8 protein-coding genes and 3 pseudogenes are annotated in these 10505 nt (G+C 41.3%); 4 read left to right on the plus strand and 7 right to left on the minus strand.

Annotated features, from left to right (window positions below):
- The 4 genes and pseudogenes from fusA to LC574_RS09605 all read left to right on the plus strand — a co-directional run.
- A pseudogene (gene fusA / locus LC574_RS09590) lies at positions 1-447 on the plus strand (elongation factor G); the annotation flags it as partial.
- 23 nt (positions 448-470) lie between these two features.
- On the plus strand, positions 471-1700 hold the full coding sequence (tuf, locus tag LC574_RS09595) for an elongation factor Tu (RefSeq protein ID WP_229453274.1): 1230 nt from the start codon (positions 471-473) through the stop codon (positions 1698-1700).
- 220 nt (positions 1701-1920) lie between these two features.
- Entirely contained in the window at positions 1921-2238 is a 318-nt protein-coding gene (gene rpsJ / locus LC574_RS09600; RefSeq protein WP_017320518.1) for a 30S ribosomal protein S10, read from the plus strand.
- A 204-nt stretch (positions 2239-2442) separates the two neighbouring features.
- Positions 2443-2730, plus strand: a pseudogene (locus LC574_RS09605) (LON peptidase substrate-binding domain-containing protein); the annotation flags it as partial.
- Here the strand turns inward: LC574_RS09605 and LC574_RS09610 are convergent.
- The 7 genes and pseudogenes from LC574_RS09610 to LC574_RS09640 all read right to left on the minus strand — a co-directional run.
- Positions 2712-3035, minus strand: a pseudogene (locus LC574_RS09610) (glycosyltransferase family 4 protein); the annotation flags it as partial. The pseudogenes LC574_RS09605 and LC574_RS09610 sit on opposite strands and share 19 nt — an antisense overlap.
- 175 nt (positions 3036-3210) lie before the next feature.
- On the minus strand, positions 3211-4524 hold the full coding sequence (locus tag LC574_RS09615; RefSeq protein WP_229453276.1) for an NAD(P)H-dependent oxidoreductase: 1314 nt from the start codon (positions 4522-4524) through the stop codon (positions 3211-3213).
- A gap of 109 nt (positions 4525-4633) precedes the next feature.
- A complete protein-coding gene (locus LC574_RS09620) occupies positions 4634-5878 on the minus strand; it encodes a glycosyltransferase (protein WP_229453278.1) in 1245 nt (414 codons plus the stop codon).
- Positions 5879-6098: 220 nt separating this feature from the next.
- Entirely contained in the window at positions 6099-6656 is a 558-nt protein-coding gene (rfbC, locus tag LC574_RS09625) for a dTDP-4-dehydrorhamnose 3,5-epimerase (protein ID WP_229453280.1), read from the minus strand.
- A gap of 207 nt (positions 6657-6863) precedes the next feature.
- Positions 6864-7715, minus strand: a complete 852-nt coding sequence (locus LC574_RS09630) for a phytanoyl-CoA dioxygenase (protein ID WP_229453282.1) — start codon at positions 7713-7715, stop codon at positions 6864-6866.
- Between the two features lie 49 nt (positions 7716-7764).
- On the minus strand, positions 7765-8772 hold the full coding sequence (locus tag LC574_RS09635; protein WP_229453284.1) for a glycosyltransferase: 1008 nt from the start codon (positions 8770-8772) through the stop codon (positions 7765-7767).
- Between the two features lie 380 nt (positions 8773-9152).
- The gene (locus LC574_RS09640; protein ID WP_229453286.1) at positions 9153-10421 is read right to left on the minus strand and encodes a class I SAM-dependent methyltransferase; all 1269 of its coding nucleotides are present in this window, start codon (positions 10419-10421) and stop codon (positions 9153-9155) included.
- Positions 10422-10505 lie beyond the last annotated feature (84 nt).

Genomic DNA, 10505 nt, shown 5'->3' on the forward strand with positions numbered 1-10505 from the left:
GAAAGCTGCGAATCTGGTGTTCTAGCTGGATATCCGTTGATTGACGTTAAAGCAACGCTAATTGATGGGTCATACCACGATGTAGACTCTTCAGAAATGGCTTTCAAAATCGCTGGCTCAATGGCGATGAAAGAGGCTGTGCTGAAAGCTTCACCTGTCATCTTAGAGCCTATGATGAAAGTTGAGGTTGAAGTTCCTGAAGACTATATGGGTAACGTCATTGGCGACCTCAACACCCGCCGAGGGCAGATTGAAAGCCAAAGCACCGAAAAGGGACTCGCTAAGGTAACATCCAAAGTTCCATTGGCGAGCATGTTTGGCTACGCCACTGATATCCGGTCAAAAACGCAAGGTCGGGGTACCTTCACGATGGAGTTCAGCCACTACGAAGAGGTGCCTCGCAGCGTAGCTGAAACTATCATTGCAAAAAGCAAAGGGAACGCTTAGTTAAAATAAGGAAATGAGCATTCATGGCACGCGCAAAGTTTGAAAGGAATAAACCCCACATCAATATCGGTACTATTGGCCACGTTGACCACGGTAAAACCACGTTAACGGCAGCCATCACCCTGACCTTGGCAGCTCTTGGTCAAGCTACAGCTAAAGGCTACGATCAAATCGATAACGCGCCAGAAGAAAAAGCACGGGGTATTACCATCAATACCGCTCACGTTGAGTATGAAACCGAAAGTCGGCACTATGCTCACGTAGACTGTCCTGGACACGCTGACTATGTGAAGAACATGATCACCGGCGCTGCCCAAATGGATGGAGGTATCCTCGTAGTAGCTGCTACTGATGGGCCTATGCCCCAAACCCGCGAACACATTCTATTGGCAAAACAGGTGGGCGTTCCCAGTCTGGTTGTATTCTTGAACAAAGAAGACTTGATGGATGACCCAGAACTCTTGGAACTAGTAGAGCTAGAACTGAGAGAACTGTTAAGCAGCTATGACTTCCCTGGTGATGATATTCCCATCGTCAAAGGCTCTGGTCTGCAAGCTCTCGAAGCAATGACCAAGAATCCTAAGACCAAAAAAGGTGAAAATCCTTGGGTAGATAAAATCTACGAATTGATGGACGCTGTGGATTCTTTTATCCCCACTCCTGAGCGGGATGTTGATAAGCCCTTCTTGATGGCTGTAGAAGACGTATTCTCAATCACAGGTCGTGGTACTGTTGCCACCGGTCGGATTGAACGGGGTGTTGTCAAAGTTGGCGATAACGTTGAACTAGTGGGTATCAGAGATACTCGCGCCACTACCGTAACTGGTATTGAAATGTTCAAGAAGAGTCTGGAACAAGGTATGGCTGGAGATAACGCTGGCGTACTACTCCGGGGTATTCAGAAGGCTGATATTGAACGGGGTATGGTAATTGCCAAACCAGGTTCAATTAAACCTCACCTGGAATTTGAAGGTGAAGTATACGTCCTAACTGAAAAAGAAGGTGGTCGTAAGACTCCATTTTTCGCTGGCTACCGTCCCCAGTGCTATGTGCGGACAACCGATGTAACTGGTACTATCAAAGCCTACACCTCCGATGAAGGCAAAGAAGTAGAAATGGTGATGCCAGGCGATCGCATCAAGATGACAGTAGAATTGATCAACGCGATCGCTATTGAACAAGGAATGCGCTTCGCTATCCGCGAAGGTGGTCGCACCATCGGTGCTGGTGTCGTCTCCAAAATTATCAAGTAGCACCTTTTCGCTCATAACAAAGGAGCAGAGATGGTATTTATTGTACCTCTCTGCTCCTTTCTCTTCCTTTTTAATTAAAGGGAGTAGGGAGTAGGGAATAGGGAGTAGGAAGTAGGAAGAAGCCAAGCAATTTTGTCTCCCTTAACCCCCACTCACCACTCCCCACTCCCCACTCCCCATTCACCATTCCCCTAATTACGCAGAACCTGGAAAATTAAAGATGGCAACTCTACAGCAGCAGAAAATTAGAATTCGCTTACAGGCTTTTGACCGACGCTTATTAGACACATCTTGCGAGAAGATTGTAGACACAGCTAACCGCACCAATGCTACAGCCGTAGGCCCAATTCCTTTACCAACAAAACGCCGGATCTATTGTGTGCTGCGATCGCCTCACGTAGATAAAGATTCACGGGAACACTTTGAAACCCGTACCCATCGCCGGATTATTGATATTTACCAGCCCTCTTCTAAGACTATTGATGCCCTGATGAAATTGGATCTACCATCGGGTGTAGATATCGAAGTCAAACTTTAATTTAGTCATTAGTCATTGGTCATTGGTCATTAGCAAAGGACAAAGGACAAAGGACGAAGGACGTTAGTATAAATTATTATATAGCCCTGAGATATATTTCTTCAGGGCTTTTATTTAGCTAGGAAACAAATGATAGAATGTAGACAAAGTACGGGAAAAGCAGAGAATAATTATTTTTAAGATTAAGTTTATACCAAAGTAACAATGACATCATCTTCTAAAATTGCAGTTCGTGAACTACCTCTGTTCCCGTTACCCGAAGTAGTTCTGTTTCCTACCAGACCATTGCCTTTGCAAATCTTTGAATTTCGCTACCGAATCATGATGAACACGATTTTGGAGAGCGATCGCAGGTTCGGTGTTTTGATGGTCGATCCTGTTAAAGGTACAATTGCAAACACTGGTTGCTGTGCGGAAATCGTTCATCACCAACGGTTGCCAGATGATCGCATCAAGATGTTGACTTTAGGGCAGCAAAGATTTCGGGTATTGGGATTTTTTCGCACTGCTTTTGCGAAGCTGGTGCTACTGCTAATAATTAAATCGTAGTCTTGCAGATCCAAGGCACGAAAGGCAGGAAAATATAGAGGAGCCATTGACCTGAAATATTTTGCTGCACCGGGAATTTTTTGTAAAAAGGTTGTGTTGACTATGCGATCGCCTAAATCTATAGTTTTTTGTGGATCGTACAGAGATGTGAAAATATCTGCTTCGGGATAGCGCTTACAAAGCAGTTCAAACACACGCTCTGCCCCACCTCGCTGGGTTAAATAATCGTGGACTAGAGCAATTTTCATGAAATTTGACCTAATAGGGCATGGGGCATTGGGCATTGGGCATTGGGCATGGGGCACAAGAGGCAGAGGGGCGGAGGGGCAGAGGGGAAAGACTACTGCAACTTCTCCCTTGCTCCCTCATCTCCCTCATCCCCCTCATCCCCACATCTTTAAGCGGACATGATATGAACCGATATTACCCAACTGCTACCAAGATTTTTTCTGAAGCGAAATAAGTGTTTTGCTCTGTTCTTAGTTGGTCGCAAAGTCTGCCTTCAGGTAATTCTACATCCTGGTATGTGAGGACTTGATCCTTAGAAATATCCCGTTTCAGGCGACACCCTTCAGCTAAACCAATTGGTAGAAGATTTTGCTGTTGGACGATATCGGAATTTTCACATTGTCCGTAGGTCATGTAGTAGCCGATGCCATCTAAGGTTTCTCCTGCTTTCAGGTCGATTTTGGCAGTGGTGACAACATCTACTAGCGGGCCTGCTAATGGAGACATGACCGCATCACCGAATAGGACAGCACGGGCTACGGACAAGGGAACTTCAAAATGACACAGGTGATAAGGAGTATAGAAGCTGTAAAGTGGGCCTTCGCCTAATTTGTATAAGTTGAGATAGTGGCGTTGCTTGGGATCGTCGTGAGTGGCAAATACATATACGCCTGGGCCTGGTTTTGCTCCAACTACATAATCGACAATGCCGCCCAGTTCTTTGAGTTGTTCAACATCATATAGCTGGGTCATTTCATCAACATAACCGTTGAAGTCATATCCTAGCATTCCCCGTTTGGCGACTTTCATGCCTGTGGCATTGGCAACGATCGCTTGCTCGAAGGAAATTTTGGTTCCGTCAGCAAAACTAGCCACCATGTGAGGCTTTTGACCCCAACGTTTAGCAAATCCTTCCTGGGTGGTGGGATTGCGATAAGGGTCTTGGAGTCCTTTAATGTTACCGCACAATAACGGAGTTAGACCAATGCTTTTTACAAAGCGGTAGAGGTTCATTTGCACCCCTGGCTGATCGCCATCACAGGCGCTGAGGATCACACCTGCTTTGTCAGCATAGACTTTCAGGATGGGGCCAATAGTGCCGTCGAGTTCGGCATTCATCATAATCACATGCTTGCAATGAGCGATCGCTTCCATTACGATGTGAGCGCCAAATTCCACTGCACCTGTGACTTCGATTAATGCATCAATGCCCTGGGCCCGACACAGTAACTTAGCGTCTTCTGTGACTGCATATTTAGCGTTTGCGATCGCATTTTCTAATTCGCTGACTGTTGCAACAACTTGAATATCTTCAATTCCTGCTTCCGAATAAGCTTGTTTAGCTGCATTAATCTGACGATTGGAGATAGCAACTAACTCCATTCCTGGCACTGAATTGACAATTTGGTTGGCAATTCCTCGACCCATAAAACCAGCACCAATCATTCCCACTTTGATAGGATTTCCTGCTGCTGATCTAGCTTGTAAGGCGCGATCGATAATAATCATGAACTAAACTCCTTTTTAGAACTGTTGGTTGTGATACAAATTTTGGATAATTTTGCACTTAATAATTTTTTACAGCTAAATATTAAGTACATTTTCATGGAAATTAAGATTAGCGATCGCTAGTAACTGGTTGTTTGCTAGATGCTGTAGAAGCAATCTGTTTTTTCTGACTATGATTTTCGATAATTTGCTCTACAACATTTCTGTAAACTTGAGCAAACTTTTCTTTCGTATGATTTGCTCTTGCGTATTCCCATGCTTTAAGAGACATCAGCTTTAGGTCTTCAACAGGCAAATTGGAAATATTTCTAACTTTGTCCTTAATTCCTTCAACGGAAAGATTATCGAAAATCACACCGAAATCATGAACATCTACACCAGATTCGTAGCTTAAAATTGGAATTAACCCGGCTTGCAAGCAACTGATTACTGCTCCTGACTGCCCTTCAGAAACGGAAGGATAAACAAGCCCTAAACAGTTATTTGTCACCTCTATAAAGTCAGGGCTAGTAACATCAATCCAACCATAAGTGTGGATGTTAGGTGTTTCGTACAGTTCTTTATAGAAAGCTTGATCAAATTCTTTATCACTACTTACCGGGCCACAAATTGTTAAATGGTATTCCGACATTTGGGCAAAGGCATCTAAAACTAAATCTAACCCTTTGAGGACTAAAGCACTACCACCAAACCACAGAAAGCGCTTTCTTACAGCTTCAAAATCTTTGTTGTCGGGATAAGGATAAACCACGGGCGAAGAAATTGGAATGCGATACATTGGTTTGTTGGCATACTTGAATGTATCAGTTGTGAAATCATTACCCAACACAATCGCGCAATCGGCATATTCAATTCCCAAGTTAGGAACTTCAAATCGCTGTGGTTTTAAAGTTATGCCTTTGCGCTGTTGTAGTTCTAGAAGCCTGTTGCATTCTGCTGCATTGCGAAACACCATATTAGCAATATCAACGTGGAAAATTTTGATGCAATCTTTGTTGAGTTTTGGTGCAAGCGCTTCCATTCGATGACGGATATCAATGAAAAATGCGTAGTCTTTTTGCGGAACGAATTTATCATTGTGGAACTGGATAACATCAACGTTATAGCCTAAAGTTAAAAAAGTTTGGGCTATTTGCCAAACTTCCCAGTACCAAGTATGGTCTTTAGGCATTGGCTGACCAGGTTTTAAGAGGAATGGCTCAATCCGATAAGAAAGAAGTACATTTCCTTTGGAAGGCTGTTTAGGCTTTAGTGAAACAACCTGTAAAGTCTTAGCGTAATTAATGCGATCTTGGACTTTGTTGGAGACAAAAGAGATACTATTACCGACACGAGATAGAAGACTATTTGGCATTTATTTCTACCCTAATTAATTATTAGACCTCTTGCATAAGTCGAATAGACCCCCCTTTATCTCCCCTTATAAAGGGGGGGAAACTTGAAATTTTGCCCCCTCCCCGATGTGTTGGGGAGGGGTGATTCAAGGATTTTTGCAAGAGGTCTATTGTATTACCTCATGCAGAGCAGGCAGTATGTTCTACGAGAAACACCTGGCGTAGAGAAAGAGTCTATAGTTATCTGGAAGCTGTACCGCCAACAGTCATCATTCTCAACAAAGGCCAATTTAAATCTTTCTCAGATATTTCAGTCACATCTAGAGGCCAATCAATGTTAAAAAATGGGTCGTCATAGCGTAAACCTCTTTCATACCCTGGCGTATAAAATTCACCTACTTGATATACGACTTCAGTCTCATCTGTGAGTGCTTGATAGCCGTGAGCAAACATTTCTGGAACATACAAAGCGCGGCGGTTTTCTGGGGTTAACTCTACACCAATGTGTGATAAAAAGCTAGGAGATTCTGGACGCATATCAATAATTACGTCATAGATTGCACCTTTAGTACAGCGAATTAATTTCGTTTCTGCTGCTGGCAGAATTTGATAATGCATTCCCCGGATAGTGCCTTTTTTGTAGTTAAAAGACAGGTTACATTGGGCGACTGTTGTCTTTAATCCGTGTGCTTCAAATTCTTGGGCGCAGAAAGACCGAGCAAAAAAACCACGATGGTCTGGCTTTTCTTCTAAGTCAATAATAAATGCGTCTTTGAGTGCGGTTTCGGTGAAAATCATTATGATTCCTTTGAGATAAATGTTGAGTAAAGAAAATAAACGTAGACGCGCAGCGGCTTGCCGCAGGCTACCACAGAGGCGCAGAGGGCACCCAGAGATATTTTGTGTTAGTCCTAAACCTACAAATCGGGCGCAACTCCTTTTTTTCTCTGTGTTCTCTGTGCCTCTGCGGTTAATTAAATTAGATATTCTTCGGCGAGAACGTTTTTAAGTCGAAACTTTAACTGCATCAGATGCAGAACGTAACTCTGCTCTGGGATAAGTATCATCCCAGTATTGGGTGCAGAGGTCTGGTCTTTCAGGAGGGTTAGCGGTGTAACAAAAGAATAGCGCTGACCGTTCTTCTGTGCGGACTGTGCCGTGATGCAAAGCATTTTTCGTATCTACAAGAATGACAGTACCTGCTGGGCCTTGGCAGGATTTCCAAGCTAATTTGGGGATGACTGGTTTTACTTCTTCATCATCGATACCCATATAGCCTGACTTCCAAAGTTTGTAATAAAGTCGAACATAATTCCAACTAAATAAGGAAGTTAAAGAGCGAGGAATGTATTCAAAAGGCCCAGTTTTTTCTTCTACATCATTCAAGTAAATGAATATTTTGATGATGCGACGATCTTCGGCATCGCTATGCCATAATAGTGTCCCAAACTGATGTTTGCTAGGAAAATCTTTGCGTAAATGTACGCCATGAAAAGCAACAGGAAGACCAATATAATTTTCGATGATGTTGAGAAGTCTTTTCTCAATTCCCCAGGCATAAAATTCTGGTAAACCTGTTACTGTGGTAATTTGTGGTAATTTTTCGTCTAGATGGTCGTTGTTGGGATTTTTCATCTGAGACAATTGATGGTAAGCAGCTTTGAGCAGTTCTGAGCTAGAGTCGAACCCTAAATCTGCCAATGTTGTGACGTAAACGCCATCTTTTTTGAGAGTATTAAGAATGTTGCGATCGCTTCCTTCTAATGCTGGCAAATTTCTGCTATGCTTCCAACGGGCTACGTAATATTCAAAGTCAGAAGACAGTGTAGATATTTTGCGTTTAATTGCACTAAACATGACGTAAATCCTCCTCTTTTTGATATATATTTGTTAGAAATTTAATAGCTTACGGCTTATAGCTTCGCACTTCTTGAGTAGAGATTTCACTTGATTCTGCTAAACCGAGTTCTTTAGAAACCATCACGTCAAAAGCACACAAGCTGACTAAAGCCAAAAATGGAACTACTATTTTGATAGCGGATATAGGCCATCTTCTTAAAGCACCCAAGAAAACTTTCAAGTTGACTTCTTTACCGTTCTGCAAAAGCATCCGTCTACAAAACTGTTTAGAATATCCATTCTCTTCCAGTTTCAAAATCACTTCGGGTATATGTTTGTATTGCATTAACAGTGCAGATTTTGGTTCTTTCTGCCAGTAACTCACACCAACAACACATTCCAAATAAGTCTCTTTAGTGACAATTACACTACCATTAGCAGCACAATAACCGGCTAAATATGCTAAAGATATCCAATTATTCTCTGCATCTTGCCATTTTTGGAGAGCGCGTTTCACTAAATCAGTGCGGTAGACTGTAGCAGTCAGAAAAATGACTGCACCGACACTTTTTGAGAAACAATGCTCAAATATAGCTTTACCATCACCTTCACCATTTTCACTATCTATATCAAACCAGCGATTACCAACAATTGTGGGTGGATGAACTGGTTCACCAGTAATTTGGTTCCGGCCGGAAAAGTTGAGAAACAATAATGATAAATCTTCATGCTGCTTGAGCTTGCTAATCACATAAGCAATGGCTCTATCTTGAATTGGGTCATCATCACCAATTGTCCAAACATATTTTGTTGTTGTAGAATTTAGGCAATACATAATATTTTTAACCACGCCTAAATTCTTAGAGTTTTTATTTGATTTAAATGGAATATTACTAAGTATTACTTGCCATTTTTGGATCACCTCCTGAGTATTGTCTGTTGAACAATTATCAGAAACTAAAATCTCACAATCATCTTCAAAACCTTTAATAGCTTGAGCTAGCCATGCTAATTGTTTATCAAGTAAACTAGCACGATTGAATGTAGGAATGGCAATGGTAAGCAATTTATTCATATTAAGTTCAATTCTGTAGTTAAGGATAATTGGCAGTAACAGCAGCTTATTAATTATTAAGTTGCTTTTTAGCAGGGCTATTTCGTTCTAGACATAAACCGCCCAGAACTAAAGTTCCGGGCTAATAGCCTAAGTCCACTAAAGTGGACTAAAAGCCTTTTTTAGTCGTCTTTAGACGACTTTTGCTATTAGCCTCAGAATTTATTCTGAGGTGGGCTAGATGAGAATGAAATAGCCCTGGCTTTTTAGTCTAATGGTTTTTGATTTGATAAGAAAATTCTCAAAGAGATAGACCTTTTAATTACTTTTCAACAACCGTTTATTATCCCAGCAATTAAATGATTAGTAACAAAAGGCGCATTCTCGCTCATATTTAGTAATTACAAGGCTATTAAAAGCCGATCAGGAACAGAACATGGATAAATTTTTACTTCAGGAATTGGCACTACAAACTGTCCACCCCACTCGGCAATAAATGCCATTTGTTCCATAATTTCTTCCTTGAGATTCCAAGGCAATATTAGGACATAATCTGGTTTGGTTTCGCGGATTTTATCTGGTTCAAAGATGGGAATATGAGTTCCAGGTAGAAATAATCCCTGCTTGTAGGGATTGCAATCTACTGTGTAATCGATAAAATCTTTACCAATCCCACAATAATTCAGCAATGTATTACCTTTAGCAGGTGCGCCATAACCAGCGATTGATTTAGCTTCTGCTTTAGCCGTCAAGAGAAAATTTAATAGCTTGCGCTTTGTTTCTTTGACTTTTTCTCCAAATGTAATGTAAGTCTCTATCTGATGCAGCCTAGCGGCGATTTCTTTTGCTTTCAGATGGCTAACTCGGTCGCTAATGCTGTGATTATCAGCGTAGTCATGTTTAGCATAAATTCTTAAAGAACCGCCGTGAGTTGGTAATTCCTCTACGTCAAAAAGTTGCAAGTTGTGTGCTGCAAAAATTTTTTCGATAGTCAGGAATGAAAAATAAGAAAAATGCTCGTGATAAATAGTATCAAACTGATTTTGTTCAATAAGTTGCAAAATGTGAGGAAACTCCATCGTCAAAATACCATTGGGTTTGAGGATGAGTTTCATTCCAGCTATGAAATCATTTAAATCTGGTATATGAGCTAATACATTATTACCTATCAAAAGGTCAGCTAGTTTTCCTTGTATCACAAGTTCTTTGGCAGTTTCAACTCCAAAAAACTTGTTAATACTAGGAATGCCTCTCTCTTGGGCAACTTTAGCTATATTTGCTGCTGGTTCTATTCCTAAAATAGGGATTCCCTTTTCTAAAAAATATTGCAGGAGGTAGCCGTCATTACTGGCAATTTCAATAACTTGATTGTGATGATTAAAGCCAAACTTTTCTACCATCATATCCGTATAAGCCTTGGCATGTTTTAGCCAACTTACCGAGTAAGAAGAAAAATAAGCATAATCGCTGAAAATGTGATCTGGTGTTTCAAACTGTTCTAATTGAACTAAAAGAGTGTCTTCAGAAACATAAGCCTGGAGAGGATAAAATTTCTCTGCATTATTTAGCTGTTCTGCTGTCAAATAAGCATTTGCAAAGGGCGACATTCCTAGATCAATAAAGGTTTGGTGCAGGGGTTGACCACTGAAACGACATTTTGCGATCGCCATAAGCTTTAACTCACTAATTGCAAATAATTTGATAGATGGGATAAGTCCGAATCAACACTATTTGATTTGGAAACTTAATTTATT

Source organism: Nostoc sp. CHAB 5715, assembly GCF_020829685.1.
Lineage (GTDB): Bacteria > Cyanobacteriota > Cyanobacteriia > Cyanobacteriales > Nostocaceae > Nostoc.